At 57.2% G+C, this 15,401-nt stretch carries 13 protein-coding genes and 1 riboswitch; of the genes, 4 read left to right on the top strand and 9 right to left on the bottom strand.

All coding sequences use genetic code 11. The annotated features are described in order from the left end of the window. Positions 1 to 414 precede the first annotated feature (414 nt). Both murI and btuB read right to left on the bottom strand, forming a co-directional pair. Positions 415 to 1,278 carry a glutamate racemase gene (gene murI / locus C8D90_RS19150; protein ID WP_115460069.1) on the bottom strand — a complete coding sequence of 288 codons (864 nt, stop codon included), beginning with the start codon at positions 1,276 to 1,278 and terminating at the stop codon, positions 415 to 417. Beyond that, positions 1,223 to 3,115 carry a TonB-dependent vitamin B12 receptor BtuB gene (btuB, locus tag C8D90_RS19145; RefSeq protein ID WP_115460068.1) on the bottom strand — a complete coding sequence of 631 codons (1,893 nt, stop codon included), beginning with the start codon at positions 3,113 to 3,115 and terminating at the stop codon, positions 1,223 to 1,225. Before btuB ends, murI begins: the two co-directional genes overlap by 56 nt. Before the next feature lie 66 nt (positions 3,116 to 3,181). Beyond that, positions 3,182 to 3,378, bottom strand: a riboswitch (cobalamin riboswitch). 106 nt (positions 3,379 to 3,484) lie between these two features. On the opposite strand from btuB, the gene trmA reads away from it, so the two are divergent. Continuing rightward, positions 3,485 to 4,588: a tRNA (uridine(54)-C5)-methyltransferase TrmA gene (gene trmA / locus C8D90_RS19140; protein ID WP_115460067.1), complete on the top strand. Its 1,104-nt coding sequence runs from the start codon at positions 3,485 to 3,487 to the stop codon at positions 4,586 to 4,588. 34 nt (positions 4,589 to 4,622) lie between these two features. Here trmA and C8D90_RS19135 read toward each other — a convergent pair whose 3' ends face one another. Beyond that, positions 4,623 to 5,003 carry a YijD family membrane protein gene (locus C8D90_RS19135; RefSeq protein ID WP_115460066.1) on the bottom strand — a complete coding sequence of 127 codons (381 nt, stop codon included), beginning with the start codon at positions 5,001 to 5,003 and terminating at the stop codon, positions 4,623 to 4,625. A gap of 32 nt (positions 5,004 to 5,035) precedes the next feature. After that, positions 5,036 to 5,683, bottom strand: a complete 648-nt coding sequence (gene fabR / locus C8D90_RS19130; protein ID WP_115460065.1) for an HTH-type transcriptional repressor FabR — start codon at positions 5,681 to 5,683, stop codon at positions 5,036 to 5,038. A gap of 218 nt (positions 5,684 to 5,901) precedes the next feature. Here fabR and sthA point away from each other — a divergent pair, with 218 nt between their 5' ends. Then, positions 5,902 to 7,302, top strand: a complete 1,401-nt coding sequence (gene sthA / locus C8D90_RS19125) for a Si-specific NAD(P)(+) transhydrogenase (RefSeq protein ID WP_115460064.1) — start codon at positions 5,902 to 5,904, stop codon at positions 7,300 to 7,302. Here the strand turns inward: sthA and oxyR are convergent. Continuing rightward, the gene (oxyR, locus tag C8D90_RS19120; protein WP_115460063.1) at positions 7,285 to 8,208 is read right to left on the bottom strand and encodes a DNA-binding transcriptional regulator OxyR; all 924 of its coding nucleotides are present in this window, start codon (positions 8,206 to 8,208) and stop codon (positions 7,285 to 7,287) included. The genes sthA and oxyR overlap by 18 nt on opposite strands. Before the next feature lie 152 nt (positions 8,209 to 8,360). Between oxyR and C8D90_RS19115 the strand changes: the two genes are divergently transcribed. Together C8D90_RS19115 and C8D90_RS19110 are read left to right on the top strand one after the other, a co-directional pair. Further along, positions 8,361 to 9,095, top strand: coding sequence for a glutathione peroxidase (locus C8D90_RS19115; protein ID WP_115460062.1), 735 nt, complete (start codon positions 8,361 to 8,363; stop codon positions 9,093 to 9,095). 87 nt (positions 9,096 to 9,182) lie between these two features. Then, positions 9,183 to 10,631, top strand: a complete 1,449-nt coding sequence (locus tag C8D90_RS19110; protein WP_115460061.1) for a dihydrolipoyl dehydrogenase — start codon at positions 9,183 to 9,185, stop codon at positions 10,629 to 10,631. 102 nt (positions 10,632 to 10,733) lie between these two features. Here the strand turns inward: C8D90_RS19110 and argH are convergent, their stop codons facing one another. The 4 genes from argH to argC all read right to left on the bottom strand — a co-directional run bounded on the left by argH (position 10,734) and on the right by argC (position 15,256). Then, entirely contained in the window at positions 10,734 to 12,107 is a 1,374-nt protein-coding gene (gene argH, locus C8D90_RS19105; protein WP_115460060.1) for an argininosuccinate lyase, read from the bottom strand. 80 nt (positions 12,108 to 12,187) lie between these two features. Beyond that, positions 12,188 to 13,411 (bottom strand): argininosuccinate synthase, encoded by a 1,224-nt coding sequence (locus C8D90_RS19100; RefSeq protein ID WP_115460059.1) that lies wholly within the window; start codon positions 13,409 to 13,411, stop codon positions 12,188 to 12,190. 33 nt (positions 13,412 to 13,444) lie between these two features. Next, positions 13,445 to 14,218 (bottom strand): acetylglutamate kinase, encoded by a 774-nt coding sequence (gene argB, locus C8D90_RS19095; protein ID WP_115460058.1) that lies wholly within the window; start codon positions 14,216 to 14,218, stop codon positions 13,445 to 13,447. Between the two features lie 24 nt (positions 14,219 to 14,242). Beyond that, positions 14,243 to 15,256, bottom strand: a complete 1,014-nt coding sequence (gene argC / locus C8D90_RS19090; RefSeq protein WP_115460057.1) for an N-acetyl-gamma-glutamyl-phosphate reductase — start codon at positions 15,254 to 15,256, stop codon at positions 14,243 to 14,245. Positions 15,257 to 15,401: the final 145 nt, after the last annotated feature.

The following is a 15,401-nucleotide window of genomic DNA, read 5'->3' as shown; positions in this document are numbered from 1 at the left end:
AGCCATGATCAAACTCTTCAATTAAAGTTTGATGCTCAAAGAATCTTACTGTTAGTTCGTAATGAATTAACTGTTGTTCACTCTTCAAGACTTTTGATTTGTTTAATGTCCAAGGGACATGGATACAATGTCTTGTGAGTGCCCACACAGATTGTCTGATAAATTGTTAAAGAGCGTTGCGCCATCGGGTTTAAAACTCGCAGACGCGGGAGTCGCATAATACGTTTTCTCCCTGAAGAGTCAAGCTTTTCTTTTTCAGAATTCGCTGTGCAAATCCGCTTTCTCTTCTCCTGCCGGGCACTTATCGCCGGTCAGTGGTGGCGCATTATAGGGACTTATCGATAACAGACAAGAGCTAATTTCAAAAAAAAATTCAAATGCCGATTCTTTAAACAAAACATCCGGATTCGGCGGTTAAAGCGGCAAGTGGTCAAGCGTTGCCAGCCCTCTCTGCTGCAAAACGGGCAATAACGCATCGGTCTGCGTATCCAGCCGGGTAGCGTAAGCAAAACCGGGCTGACGGCCGGAAAGTTTATTTTCCTGATTGGCGATAAGCCAGGCGACGCGACGGGCAATCGCCGCGCCGGAGTCCACCAGGCGGGTGCCGTCCGGCAAGACATCACTCAGCTCATCTTTCAGCAGCGGGAAATGCGTGCAGCCTAACACCACCGTATCCGGCGGCTCGGCCATCGACAGCCACGGCCGCAGGATTTTCTTCAGCGCGCTTTTCTCCACCGGCATGCCATGCAGCTTCGCCTCGGCGATTTCCACCAGCTCCGACGAGCCCAGCAACCGGATGTCACAATCTGCTGCAAACCGGGCAATCAGTTCGTGCGTATAAGCGCGCTGTACCGTGGCTTTCGTTGCCAGCAGGCCGACAATACCGTTACGGGTCAGCTTCGCTGCTGGTTTAACGGCAGGCACGACGCCCACCACGGGGAAAGAAAAACGTTCACGCAGCGCCGGCAGCGTGACCGTGCTGGCGGTATTACAGGCGATGACCACCGCGGAGAGCGGATGACGCCGCTCAATTTCCTCCACGATCTTCACCACGCGTTCAATGATGAAAGCGCCCTCTTTCTCTCCGTAAGGAAATCCCTGGTTATCGAATGCATAGATGTAATGAAGATCAGGCAACAATTGCCTGATCTCATCATATACGGACAAACCACCGACGCCGGAGTCAAAAACCAGCACGGTCGGGCTGAGATCGCTTAGCCGATCAGAAGGAATAGGTTCCGGTGAAGAAGTATTCCCGCCCAGGTGTGTGGTAGCCATAAACCGTCTCGTAATCTTTATCGAACAGGTTGGCTATTCTACCACGAAGCGTAAGCTGAGAGGTGACCGGATACGACACTGCGATATCCCACAGGCTGACGCCGCCCATCTTCACCGTTTCGGCGGGATAGGTGTTGAAGTTCTTGTCATAACGCTGACCAAGGTATTGATAGGTCAGCGCCCAGTCAAAGTCATACACCTGCCAGTCCAGCTCATATTTGAACTGCTGTTTGGCGCGCCGCAGCAAAATTTCATTGGTTTTACCGTTACGCGGGTCGACGTAGTCGTAAGAAACACGGTGCGTCAGCGGGCCGGTGTCGAAGGAGGCCGTGGTTTCCACACCCTTAATCGTCGCTTTGCCGATGTTGTAATAACGGTATGTTGTCGGATCGCTGTCAATCAGGTTGTCGATATTACTGCGGTAACCGGATATCCGCCAGCTTACCGGCCCCGTCAAACCTTCAAAGCCCCCTTCCCACTGTTTGCTTTCCTCCGGCTTCAGGTCCGGGTTGCCATAATAGTTGCTGTAGAGCTGCCCCAGATTGGGCGACTTATACGCCGTGCCGTAAGAAGCAAACACGCGATAACCATCGACGAACTCCCAGGCCGCGCTGGTTTGCCAGGTTCCGTGCCAGCCGAACTGCGAGTTATCGTCACCGCGCACCGCGCCTTCCAGCGTCACCGGCCCCACCATCTGCATCGCTGTGGCATAGACACCGGTATTGCGCAGGGTATACCCCTCCGCCAGAGAACTTGTGCCCGGCTCAGTGCTCTGTTTTTGCCAGTCTACGCCGCCGCTGACGTTACCGTGACCCATCTGATAGCTGTTTCCCCACTGCACGTTGTATTGCTTGATTTCATCCAGCGTGGCGGAGGCATCGTAAGGGCCGTACTTGGGATCGTAGTTGTAATCCTTGCTGTGGCTGTAACCGGCCACCAGTTGGGAAGCGAACGCGCCTTCATGGAAGCGCAATCCGGTATCCCACGTCTGGCTGTAAAGTTTACGGGTATCCGCCAGCGCATAAGGGTAGTAAAAGTTAGAGGTGCCGTCATACGCCGTGCGGTTGTCATAACCATAGCCGCGAACGAAACCGCTGATTTGATCGCTGAACTGCTGCTGGACGGAACCAAAAAGCGATTTGCTCATGAAACCATCGCGGTCAGACTGCGCGGGGTTACCGTAGTTATCCGGCAGATTTGCCACCACGTCATAACCGTGGGTATAGGTGTAGTTGCCCGCCAGCGTCACCCGCGTGTTTTGGCCCACCAGTTGCTGGGTAGCTGCGTCATAGGATTGATACCCGTTCGACCCCAGCCCGGCCGACAGCGTGGTGCCGTCGTTTTCACGCGTGGTGATGATATTAATGACGCCGCCGATGGCATCCGAACCATACATCGCAGAGCGCGGCCCGCGGATATATTCCACCCGCTGTACCAGCGACACCGGAATCTGGCTGAGATCGGACGACCCGCTGACGCCGGCCTGATTCATGCGAATGCCGTCAATCAAAATCAGCACGTGGCTGGAGTTGGTGCCGCGGATATAGAGCGAACTCAATTGCCCCATCCCGCCGCTCTGCGAGAAATCCACCCCTGGCAGACGGCGCATCACGTCCGTCATACTCTTCGCCTGCCAGCGATCGATATCCGCACGGGTAACGACGCTGATCGGCGCAAGCACGGTAGAAACGGGTTGGGCAAAGCGGTTGGCGGTCACTACTACGGTGTCATCATCGTTCCCGGAGGAAGAAGGGGCTGTCACTGCGCTGTCCTGCGCCCATCCCGGAAATGCTGCGGCAGACAAGGCAACCAGCAGCGTATTTTTATTGATTATCATGTAAATACCAGCATCCAAACTGAATTGGCAGGATGCCGCAAGCCATGGCAATAATTCGCGAAAGCCATGTGAGCGACGTGTCCGGCAGGTATTCGGGCTTGGGATTTGTATAAAGGCGCTTATACACCGGGCGATGACTTCCCATCCCGCAGGACAGTGTCAAACTATCGCCGTGACTTCCCCTTACCGCTGCGCGTCAGCTCCGGATTTACACCGGATTCCCTTTTAACTCTTTGGCTGAAGACCGGGCAGCCATGCTAAGATAAAGGATGTTGGATGTCTAGACTTCTATTCTGCCGACAAGGCTGGACATCGACGCCCCATTCCCTACAATCGCCCTCTGATTATTTTTTGCCGACGAGACCCCCGATGACGCCTGACGTATTGCCGATCGAACATTATGATGAGCAACTAGCAGAGAAAACCGCCCGGTTGGCCGGCATGATGGCGCCCTTTGATGCCCCGCAGGCGGAGGTTTTTCGTTCTCCGGTCAGTCATTATCGTATGCGGGCGGAGTTTCGTATCTGGCACGACGGCGACGATCTGTACCACATCATCTTCGATCAGCAGACCCGGCAGCGGATCCGCGTCGATCAATTTCCGGCGGCCAGCCAGTTGATCAACGACCTGATGCCGCGCCTGCTGGATTTGCTGCGTCCGACTCCGGTATTACGCCACAAACTTTTCCAGATCGACTATCTCTCTACGCTCAGCGGTCAAGTGGTGGTTTCCCTGCTGTATCACCGCGCATTGAGCGACGAGTGGCGCGCAGAGGCCGAAAAGCTGCGCGATGCCCTGCGGGCGCAGGGGTTTGACCTGCACCTCATCGGGCGGGCGACCAAGACCAAGATTTGCCTCGATCAGGACTACGCCGACGAACGCCTGACCGTTGCCGGCCGTCCGATGATCTACCGTCAGATAGAAAACAGTTTCACCCAGCCCAATGCCGAGGTCAGCGTCAAAATGCTGGAATGGGCGCTGGACGTCACCCAGGGCGCGTCCGGTGACTTACTGGAGCTGTACTGCGGCAACGGCAACTTTTCCCTGGCGCTGGCGCGCAATTTCTCCCGGGTGCTGGCGACGGAAATCGCCAAGCCGTCGGTCGCCGCCGCCCAGTACAACATCGCGGCCAACCAGATAGAAAACGTGCAGATTATTCGTATGTCGGCGGAAGAATTCACTCAGGCGATGAACGGCGTGCGCGAGTTCAACCGGTTGCAGGGGATCGATCTGAAAAGCTATCACTGCGAGACGATTTTCGTCGATCCACCGCGCAGCGGGCTTGATGATGAAACGCTGAAGATGGTGCAGGGCTATCCGCGCATCCTTTATATCTCCTGCAATCCGGAAACGCTGTGCGACAACCTGCGCACGCTGAATCAAACCCACCGGGTCACGCGCCTAGCGCTGTTCGATCAATTTCCTTATACCCACCATATGGAAAGCGGCGTTTTGCTGGAAAAACGCACCTGAAAAAAAGCAGCCATCCGGCTGCTTTTTTTCGCGTTTATTCCTGACCGGACTCCACCGGCATCGCCTGCCGCTTCATCGACTTCACCCGGCTGCCAATCCACAGAACCAGAGCCACGCACAGCAGCGAAGGCAGGAAATTGGAGCCGATGGCCGGGTACTCCGCGCGCACGATGGCGCTGTACAGCAGCAATCCCAGCAGGAAGCAGGAGGCGGAAAGCAACGGCATGCCCTCCGGCATTGAATGGTTCAGGTAGCGCTGATGCAGGCAGTACACCGACAGCGCCAGGGCAATCAGCGGAAATACGGAGAAAGGAATCAATGAGCTAAACAGGGCTGAAAACGAGCCGTTAACCGACAGCCCCGCGATCAGTGCCAGAATCAGAGTTCCAGTGTCCATACGGTGATTCTCGTTCATCTTTCCCTTCTCCTCTTTGTTGTTCGTTAGGGTTATTCGCTCTGCAATAAGGCAACGCCGGTGTGTGCCTTCTCTTGTTCACGCCGGTACCAGTAATAAGCGCCCTTGGAAATCATGCGCAGCTGCAATACTAACCGTTCTTCAAGCTGGCGACGCTGCTCCGCGTCAATATCCAGCGCTTCCGCACCGGCGCTGAACACGATAGTAACCATCGCTTCCGCCTGAGCCTCGGTAAAACTGCGCGGCATGTGATTTTCGATTTCAAGATAATCGGCGAGTTCCGCGATGAAGTGCTGAATTTCACGCTGCACCGCGGCACGAAATGCGGCCGATGTTCCCGAACGTTCACGCAGCAACAGGCGGAATGCGTTGGGATTGTTACCGATGAATTCCATAAACGTTGAAACGGAGGTCCGGATAACGCTGCCGCCCTTGGCGATACGCTGACGGGCCTGGCGCATCAGTTGACGCAGCATCAGGCCGCTTTCGTCCACCATGGTCAGCCCCAGCTCATCGACATCGCGGAAATGACGGTAAAAAGACGTCGGCGCAATGCCCGCTTCACGGGAAACCTCACGTAAGCTCAGGCTGGCGAAACTGCGCTCGGCGCTGAGCTGATTGAAGGCGGCTTCAACCAGGGATCGGCGGGTTCGTTCTTTTTGTTGCGCTCTGACGCCCATTTTAATTAATCCGTATCAATAATATGTCTATGTCTGAATCGTAAGAATTCCATCACTATACCAAATTTTACCTCAATGGCTGTTAGCCAAACGGGATGTCACGTAGGAATTACAGTCAGCGCCGGCGCCATTGCCACGAAAAGCATAGGGATGATTGGGGATTCAGCGATATGATGTTAAAGTATCGTTGTAAGTTTGTATAAGAAGGCCAACCCTACATGCAACAACATCTCTCTTTTGATGCCATCGTCATTGGCTCAGGGCCCGGCGGCGAGGGTGCCGCCATGGGACTGGTGAAACAAGGTGCGCGCGTGGCTGTCGTAGAACGCTATTTCAGCGTCGGCGGCGGATGTACCCACTGGGGCACCATCCCCTCCAAAGCATTGCGCCACGCCGTCAGCCGCATCATTGAATTCAACCAGAACCCGCTTTACAGCGACAACTCACGCATCCTGAAGTCCACCTTTCCCGACATCCTGCGTCAGGCGGACAACGTCATCAATCAGCAAACCCGTATGCGTCAGGGCTTTTACGAACGCAACAACTGCGAGATTTTTTCCGGCGAAGCGCGCTTCGTGGACGCCCATTCCGTCAGCGTGACTTATCCGGACGGCACGCACGATGTTCTGACGGCCGAAAATATCATTATCGCCTGCGGCTCGCGCCCGTACCATCCGCCGGGCGTCGACTTCAGCCACCCGCGCATTTACGACAGCGACTCGATCCTGGAGCTCAACCATGAGCCGAAGCACGTCATCATTTACGGCGCTGGGGTCATCGGCTGCGAATATGCGTCGATCTTCCGCGGGCTGAGCGTAAAAGTCGATCTGATCAACACCCGCGATCGCCTGCTGGCGTTCCTCGATCAAGAGATGTCGGACGCGCTTTCCTACCACTTCTGGAACAGCGGCGTCGTTATTCGTCACAACGAAGAATTCGAACACATTGAAGGCGTTGACGACGGCGTTATCATGCACCTGAAGTCAGGCAAGAAGGTGAAAGCGGACTGCATGCTGTACGCCAACGGCAGAACCGGCAACACCAATACGCTGGGGCTGGAAAACGTCGGGCTGGAAGCGGACGGCCGCGGACTGCTGAAAGTGAACAGCATGTACCAGACGGCAGTGCCTCACGTTTACGCCGTCGGCGACGTTATCGGCTATCCCAGCCTGGCTTCCGCCGCTTACGATCAGGGTCGTATTGCCGCTCAGGCCATTGCGAAAGGCGAAGCGAATGTGCATCTGGTGGAAGATATTCCCACCGGCATTTACACCATTCCGGAAATCAGCTCTGTAGGCAAAACCGAGCAGGAACTGACGGCGATGAAAGTGCCGTATGAAGTGGGCCGCGCCCAGTTCAAGCACCTGGCCAGAGCGCAAATCGCCGGTATGAACGTGGGCAGCCTGAAGATTTTATTCCACCGGGAAACCAAGCAGATCCTCGGCATCCACTGCTTCGGGGAACGTGCGGCGGAAATCATCCATATCGGCCAGGCCATCATGGAACAGAAAGGCGAAGGCAATACCATCGAATATTTCGTGAATACTACCTTCAACTATCCCACCATGGCCGAAGCCTACCGCGTGGCGGCGTTAAACGGATTAAACCGCCTGTTTTAACGTCTCGCTCTGCGCTATGACGCCCTGCATATGCTCGCGGACAGCCTCCGCGAGCTGCTCATAGCGGGCGCGCAGCGGCGAACCGGGGCGATACACCAATGCAATGGTGCGTTTCGGCTCAGGGCGATAGCATTCCAGATAACACACCCCGTCGCGCTGACGTTCCTGCGGCACCGCCAGCGAGGGCAGCAAAGTAATGCCGCTGCCGGCGGAAACCATGTTACGCAGCGTTTCCAGGCTGGTCGCACGGAAATGCGTGTCCTCATCGGCGCCGGCTTCAAAGCAGAACCCCATCGCCTGATCGCGCAGGCAGTGACCGTCTTCCAGCATCAGCAGACGCTCTCCCGCCAGCTCATGCATGGCGATCTTGTCCTTTTGCGACATCGGATGGCCGTCGTAAACCGCCAGCTTCATCGGTTCGTCAAACAGGGGAACTTCGATAAACGCTTCCGTTTCTTTAACCAGAGCCAGGATCGCGCAGTCCAGCTTCCCGCTGTCGAGCTGCGCTAATAGCTGATGCGTCTGCGCTTCATGCAGATACATCTCCAGCTTGGGAAAGGTTTGATGCAGCATGGGAATAATGTGCGGCAACAGATAAGGCCCGACCGTCGGGATCAGGCCGATGTGCAGCGGGCCGGACATCGCCTCGCCCTGCTGGCTCGCCATCTCCTTGAGCACCTTCACCTCACGCAGCACGGTGCGCGCCTGCTCCACCAACAGTAAGCCCGCCTGGGTAAACAGCACCTTGCGGCTGGTCCGTTCCAGCAGCATGACGCCCAGCTCATCCTCCAGCTTGCGGATCTGGCCGCTCAGCGTCGGCTGACTAACGTGGCAGGAATCCGCCGCCCGCCGAAAATGGCGATGTTCGGCCAGCGCCACCAGATACTCCAAATCACGAATGTTCATAGTTATCCTCCCGGGCCATGATAGCTCATGGCGATAAATAAGATAGCAATGAACGATTAGAACTATCAAGCCCTGGCGGGAATAATATCGGCAACAAGGGACAACGGTCCGGCAGAAAAAAATTTCTTATTGGATAATTAAAGGGTTAATCAATGTTTACGAGCCAAGAAGGTAAAAAAGTTCCGCAGGTCACTTTCCACACCCGTCAAGGCGACCAGTGGATTGACGTAACCACCGACGAGTTATTCAAAGACAAGACCGTCATCGTATTTTCGCTTCCGGGCGCGTTCACCCCGACCTGCTCTTCCAGCCACCTGCCGCGTTACAACGAGCTGGCTCCGGTATTCCACCAGCACGGCGTTGACAGCATCCTGTGCGTTTCCGTCAACGACACCTTCGTGATGAACGCCTGGAAAGCCGATCAAAAAGCTGAACACATTACCTTCGTACCGGACGGCAACGGCGAATTCACCAAAGGCATGAACATGCTGGTCGAGAAAGCCGATCTTGGCTTCGGCCCGCGTTCATGGCGTTACTCCATGCTGGTACGTAACGGCGTGGTAGAAAAAATGTTTGTAGAACCCAACAAGCCGGGCGACCCGTTTGAAGTTTCTGATGCCGACACCATGCTGAAATACCTGGCGCCGGAGGTGAAACTGCAGGAGTCCGTGTCTCTGTTCACCAAACCCGGTTGCCCGTACTGCGCCAAGGCGAAGCAAATGCTTCAGGATCGCGGCATTCAGTATGAAGAAATCGTCCTGGGCAAAGATGCTACCACCGTCAGCCTGCGCGCCGTAACCGGCCGCGCCACCGTTCCGCAGGTCTACATCGGCGGACGTCACATCGGCGGCAGCGACGACCTGGAAGTTTACCTGCAACACGCTTAATGACATGAAGAAGCCGTAAAGGCTCAGAAAGCCAACATATTCGGCGGGCATGTCCCGCCCTTTTTTTTCGGTGCAGGAGCGAAAACCATGAAAGAACTGAACGTAGACGTCGCCGTGATCGGCGGAGGAACCGCGGGTCTGGGCGCCTATCGCGCGGCTAAATTATCCACCCCCAGCGTGGTTATGATCGAAGGCGGCCCCTTCGGCACCACCTGCGCCCGCGTCGGCTGCATGCCGTCGAAGCTGCTGATCGCAGCGGCGGAAGCCGTGCATCAAATCGAGCGCGCGCCGGGCTTCGGCATCCATCCCCAGGGAGAAACAAAAATCAACGGCCGTGAAGTCATGGATCGCGTTAAGCGCGAGCGCGACCGTTTCGTAGGCTTTGTACTGGAAGGCGTAGACAGCATTCCTGACAGTGACAAAATCCGTGGCTACGCCCGCTTTCTCGACGACAATACTCTGCAGGTTGACGATCACACCCGCATCGTCGCCAAGCGTATCGTCATCGCCACCGGCTCCCGCCCCGCCTGGCCGACGCCGTGGAATGAACTGGGCGACCGCTTGGTTATCAATGACGACGTATTCAGTTGGGATGACCTGCCGCGCTCCGTGGCCGTCTTCGGTCCCGGCGTTATCGGGCTGGAGCTGGGCCAGGCGCTGCACCGCCTCGGCGTTGAGGTGAAAATGTTCGGCGTCGGCGGCGCTGTCGGTCCGCTGACCGACAGCGACATCCGCGATTACGCCACCCGTGCCCTGCGCGAAGAGTTTTACCTCGATCCGGACGTTAAGGTCGAACGCATGCAGCGCGAAGGCGACCGCGTTTCCATCCGTTACCTGGATTTGACCGGCAAGCCGCAGGAAATCATGGTTGACTACGTCCTGGCCGCCACCGGGCGCCGCCCGAATGTCGACAACCTCGGCCTGGAAAACACCGGCCTGAAGCTGGATGCGCGCGGCGTTCCCGTCGCCGATCGCCTGACGATGCAAACCAGCGTTGAGCACATCTTCATTGCCGGCGACGCCAGCAATCAACTGCCGCTGTTGCACGAAGCCAGCGATCAGGCACGTATTGCCGGCGAAAACGCGGGCGCGTTCCCAGAAATTAAGTCTGGCTTGCGCCGCAGCGCAATCTCCGTGGTATTCTCCGACCCGCAGATCGCGATGGTCGGTTCAACGCTGCGTGAACTGAATCAGAAATACGGCGTGTGCGGCTGCTTCGCCGTTGGGGAAGTCTCCTTCGAAAACCAGGGCCGCTCCCGCGTTATGCTGCGCAACAAAGGGTTGCTGCACGTTTACGGCGAACAAGGCACCGGCAGGTTCCTTGGCGCTGAAATGATAGGGCCGGATGCGGAACATATTGCGCATCTGCTGGCATGGGCGCATCAGCAGAAGATGACGGTAGATCAGATGCTGGATATGCCGTTCTACCATCCGGTCATCGAAGAAGGGTTGCGCACCGCGTTGCGCGACCTGCAGAGCAAGCTGCGTTTGGGTAACGAGGAAACCGAACGTTGTATGGCTTGCCCCGGAGAATAATAACTAACCTCGTGTTACTCCTTTAATTACCGGGCTTGGCCCGGTTTTTTTTTACACTCAATGATACGCATAAAAAAGCGGAGCCTGGCTCCGCTTTTTTCATTACGCCAGGCGCCCTTTCGCTGCCGCGATGGCCTGTGCAACCTGCTGCGGCGCTACGCCGCCCTGCGCATTACGTTTATCCAGGCAGGACTGCAGCGACAGCACTGGATACACGTCCTCGCCGATCGTCGCACTGAACGCCTGCAAATCCGCCAGGCTGAGCGCCTCCAGCGCCTTACCCTGCCGGATAGCCTCCACCACCGCTTCACCAACGATGTGGTGCGCCTCTCGGAACGGTACGCCCTTCGCCACCAGGTAATCCGCCAGTTCGGTCGCGTTGGCATAACCCTGCTCCGCCGCCTCCTGACAACGCGGGCGCTTCACCTGAATGCCATCCAGCACCAGCGCCGCCATGTGCAGGCAGTCCAGCCAGGTATCAAGCGCATCGAACAGGCCTTCCTTATCTTCCTGCATGTCTTTGTTGTACGCCAGCGGCAGCCCCTTCAGGGTCATCATCATCCCCGTCAGCGCACCCTGCACGCGGCCGCACTTACCACGGATCAGCTCCAGCGCGTCCGGGTTCTTCTTCTGCGGCATCAGCGAGGAACCGGAGGTCACGCGGTCGGAAAGCTCTACGAATCCGGCTTCACCGCTGTTGAAAAAAATCAGATCTTCGGCAAAACGCGACAAATGCACCATGCCGATGGACGCATCGGACAACAACTCCAGAACGTGATCGCGGTCGGACACGCTGTCCAGGCTGTTGCGCGTCGCGCCGGCAAAGCCCAGCCAGCCGGCCAGTTGTTCGCGATCGATGGGGTACGCGGTTCCCGCCAGCGCGCCGCAGCCCAGCGGGCTGACGTCAAGCCGCTTCAGTGTATCCTGCAAACGACTCTCATCACGGGCCAGCATTTCCACATAGGCCAGGCACCAGTGCGCGAACGTCACCGGCTGGGCGCGTTGCAGATGGGTATAGCCCGGCATAACGGCGTCCTGGTTCGCCTGCGCCGTTTCCACCAGCGCCTGCTGCAACTGCCGCACCGCCTGCAGCAGTTCACCAACCTGTTCTTTACACCACAGCTTGAGGTCCGTCGCCACCTGATCGTTACGGCTGCGCCCGGTATGCAGCTTTTTCCCCAGGTCGCCGACCTTATTGATCAGTTGCTGCTCCACCCAGCTATGGATATCTTCCGCATCACTGGCGAGAATAGCCTGTGGATTGGCGCGCACCTCTTCCAGCAACGCAGCCATCGCCTGCTCCAGTTGCTGCTGCTCGCCGGCGGTCAGCACCCCGACCGTCACCAGCGCCTTCGACCAGGCGACTGAACCCACGATATCCTGCTCGGCCAACCGATAGTCAAACCGCAGTGAGTCATTAAATTGTTTAAAACGCTGATCCGCCGCCTGACTGAACCGTCCGCCCCATAGTGCCATAGTGATGCTCCATTCTTTCTGTATGTTATTGCAGACGGGCCGCATAAGCGGCCCGTTTCAATGCTGGATGATACGACGCCTTACTTCTTCTGTTCGTTCAGCGCGCGGATGCGTGAAGAGAGAGAGAACAGGCGGATAAAGCCGCCGGCGTGGCTGTGATCGTACACTTCGTCTTCGCCGAAGGTAGCAAACTCTTCGTTATACAGGCTGTTGGCGGATTTCTTCTGAATCGCCGTTACCTGCCCTTTATACAGTTTCACCACCACTTCGCCGTTCACTTCCTGCGCTAGGGAATCTGCCGCCGCCTGCAAAGACTGACGCAGCGGCGCAAACCAACGGCCGTCATACACGACATAAGCCATTTCCAGACCCAACTGCTCACGCCATTTGAAGCTGTCACGGTCAAGCACCAGCTGCTCAATGCCGCGCAGGGCCGCGATCATAATGGTGCCCCCCGGCGTTTCATAACAACCCCGGGACTTGATGCCCACCAGACGGTTTTCCACGATGTCGATACGGCCGACGCCGTGCTTCGCGCCCAGCGCATTCAGCGTTTCCAGGCAGGCATACGGGCTCATGGTCTTGCCGTTAACGGCAACCACTTCGCCTTTTTCCACGCCGATGGTCACCAGTTCCGGCTCATCCGGCGCTTCCTGCGGGTCAACGGTCCACACCCAGCAATCTTTGTTGGAGGCATTCCACGGGCTTTCCAGCACGCCGCCTTCGGTGGAGATGTGCCAGGCATTGGCGTCACGGCTGTAGATTTTTTCCAGCGACGCGGTAGTCGGGATGTCGCGCGCTTTCAGGTAGTCCAGCAGGGCTTCACGGGAACGCAGATCCCATTCACGCCACGGCGCGACGACCTTCAGCTGCGGCGCCAGCGCGGTGTAGGTGGTTTCGAAACGAACCTGATCGTTGCCCTTGCCGGTCGCGCCGTGGCACAGCGCATCCGCGCCGAGCTTCAGCGCCAGTTCAACCTGCGCCTTGGCAATCAGCGGACGCGCCATCGACGTGCCCAGCAAATAGGTGCCTTCATACAACGCGCCGGTTTTCAGCACCGGATAAACATAGTCGCTGATAAACTCATCGCGCAGATCGGCGATGTAGCAGGCGGACGCGCCGGAACGCAGCGCCTTCTCTTCAATCCCTTCCAGATCTTCGCGCTCCTGACCGATATCGGCCACGAAGGCGATTACTTCGCAGTCGTTATAGTTTTCTTTCAGCCAGGGAATGATGGCGGAGGTGTCCAGACCGCCGGAGTAGGCCAATACAATTTTGCTGATGCCCGTCGTTTTCGTCGCCATAACAATACGTTTCCTTGATTACCGTTCTTAAAATTACGCCAGAATCCGCGTGCCGATCGCCACGCCGTTAAACAGCGCCGGCAGTTTCTCCGCATGGCGCCAGCTGGCTATATCCACCGGCCGGCCCAGCGAGCGGGCGGCCTCCAGGGCGGCATTGACCTTGACGATCATGCCATCGGTGATAATGCCCTGAGCAATAAGTTGTTCGGCCTTTTGCGCCGTCATTTCAGCAATGCGCTGGCCTTTGCCGTCCAGAATGCCGCTGACGTCCGACAGCAGAATCAGATCCGCGCCCAGCGTGGCCGCCAGCGCCGTCGCCGCCTGATCGGCATTGACGTTCATCAGTTCGCCATCGTTCGTGATGCCGATCGAGCTGACCACCGGCAGGTATCCCGCCGCCAGCAGGGTATCCAGCAACGCGGGCGATCCCGCCTTCGCCTGCCCGACATGACCAAGCTCTGCGGCGAGCGGCGTCACGCTGACCATATCGCCGTCGCCCAGCGACAGCCCCACCGCCGGAATGCCATGCGCCTTCGCACCGGCCAGCAGCGTTTTATTCGCCGTACCGGCCAGCGCGCCGGTGATGATGCCAATCTGATCCGCCGGCGTTACCCGCAGGCCGTTTTTCTTCACCACCGGCAGGTTAAGCTGCTTCATCAGCTCATCCACCAGGCACCCGCCGCCGTGCACAATCACCAACGGGCGCTGATGGCTCTGGCGATAGGTCACCAGTGCCTGAAACAGACGCTCCATCGCCTCTTCGCTGTCGAGCAGTACGCCGCCTAACTTGATGATTAACGGATTCATAACCTTCTCACTTCATCTGTTTAATTAAAAGAGTGATTGCGTTTCGTCAAAGCCAAAACGAATATTCATGCACTGTACCGCCTGCGCTGCGGCGCCTTTCAGCAGGTTATCCTCCGCAGCCACCACGATCAGATGATCGTCCTGCAACGCGAAGCCGATATCGCAGAACGGCGTTCCCGCCACAGCGCGGATAGACGGCATTTCCCGCCCGAATAACCGCACCAGCGGTTTGCCGTCGTAGGCCCGGGCGAACGCTTCCGCCACGCGCTCCGCCGTCACGCCCGTCTTCAGCCGGCAGGTGATGGTCGCCAGAATGCCGCGCGGGAAGTTCCCCAGATGCGGGGTAAAGATGACCTGCGCGCCCAGGTGCGCCGAGATTTCCGGCTGATGACGGTGCGTAAACACGCCGTAAGGCTGCAGGCTGACTTCGCAGAAACTGGTGGTCATACTGGCCTTGCGCCCGGCGCCGCTGACGCCGCTGACGGCGTTGATCACCGGCCACTGATTCAGGTCCAGCAGATCGCTTTCAATCAGCGGTTTCAGCGCCAGCTGCGACGCCGTCGGGTAGCATCCCGGCACGGCAATGAGCTGCGCCGTGCGGATATCTTCCGCCCGCCATTCCGCCAGCCCGTATACCGCTTTGTCGAGCCAGTCGGCATGCTGATGCGCAAACCCGTAATATTTTTGATAAAAATCACTCTGATTCACCCGGTAAGCGCCGGAGAGATCGAACACCGCGCATCCCGCCGCCAGAAACTGCGGCGCCAGATCGTGGCTGACCTCATGGGCCGTCGCCAGAAACACCACGTCCACGCCCTGCGCCAGCGCGGCAATGTCGTCCGTCATCGGCTGCAGCGGCAAATCAATGATGCCTTTCAGCACGGGATGCAGGTCGGAGAGCCGTTTTCCCGCATCATGACTTTGCGCGGAAACCATTAAACCGGTTATGTTCACATTGGGATGACGCTGTAAATACGCGGCGAGTTCCGCGCCGGTATAACCGCTGGCACCTATAATTAACCCGTTTAACGTCGACATAGACCTGCTTCACCTTCTTGGTTGGTGTGATAGGGTGGATTCATTCCACATGAAAATACACATTCGCGGCGGAAAGCGGTTCCGGTTTTATTCATTTTGCTCATAGTGTATTTTTATTCAAAAATAATGCATGAATATTGATACT

The sequence above is a fragment of the Enterobacillus tribolii genome, assembly GCF_003363015.1.
Taxonomy (GTDB): domain Bacteria; phylum Pseudomonadota; class Gammaproteobacteria; order Enterobacterales; family Enterobacteriaceae; genus Enterobacillus; species Enterobacillus tribolii.
The sequence above is the reverse complement of the archived record's forward strand: the minus strand, read 5'-3'. Positions and strand labels throughout refer to the sequence as shown.

What these genes read in the sequence shown, in the direction of transcription:
- argH (WP_115460060.1), bottom strand. Translation starts at nt 12,107, where the DNA reads ATGGCACTATGGGGCGGACGGTTCAGTCAGGCGGCGGATCAGCGTTTT.
- argB (WP_115460058.1), bottom strand. Translation starts at nt 14,218, where the DNA reads ATGAATCCGTTAATCATCAAGTTAGGCGGCGTACTGCTCGACAGCGAA.
- trmA (WP_115460067.1), top strand. Translation starts at nt 3,485, where the DNA reads ATGACGCCTGACGTATTGCCGATCGAACATTATGATGAGCAACTAGCA.
- sthA (WP_115460064.1), top strand. Translation starts at nt 5,902, where the DNA reads ATGCAACAACATCTCTCTTTTGATGCCATCGTCATTGGCTCAGGGCCC.
- fabR (WP_115460065.1), bottom strand. Translation starts at nt 5,683, where the DNA reads ATGGGCGTCAGAGCGCAACAAAAAGAACGAACCCGCCGATCCCTGGTT.
- C8D90_RS19100 (WP_115460059.1), bottom strand. Translation starts at nt 13,411, where the DNA reads ATGGCGACGAAAACGACGGGCATCAGCAAAATTGTATTGGCCTACTCC.
- oxyR (WP_115460063.1), bottom strand. Translation starts at nt 8,208, where the DNA reads ATGAACATTCGTGATTTGGAGTATCTGGTGGCGCTGGCCGAACATCGC.
- C8D90_RS19115 (WP_115460062.1), top strand. Translation starts at nt 8,361, where the DNA reads ATGTTTACGAGCCAAGAAGGTAAAAAAGTTCCGCAGGTCACTTTCCAC.
- btuB (WP_115460068.1), bottom strand. Translation starts at nt 3,115, where the DNA reads ATGATAATCAATAAAAATACGCTGCTGGTTGCCTTGTCTGCCGCAGCA.
- C8D90_RS19110 (WP_115460061.1), top strand. Translation starts at nt 9,183, where the DNA reads ATGAAAGAACTGAACGTAGACGTCGCCGTGATCGGCGGAGGAACCGCG.
- argC (WP_115460057.1), bottom strand. Translation starts at nt 15,256, where the DNA reads ATGTCGACGTTAAACGGGTTAATTATAGGTGCCAGCGGTTATACCGGC.
- murI (WP_115460069.1), bottom strand. Translation starts at nt 1,278, where the DNA reads ATGGCTACCACACACCTGGGCGGGAATACTTCTTCACCGGAACCTATT.
- C8D90_RS19135 (WP_115460066.1), bottom strand. Translation starts at nt 5,003, where the DNA reads ATGAACGAGAATCACCGTATGGACACTGGAACTCTGATTCTGGCACTG.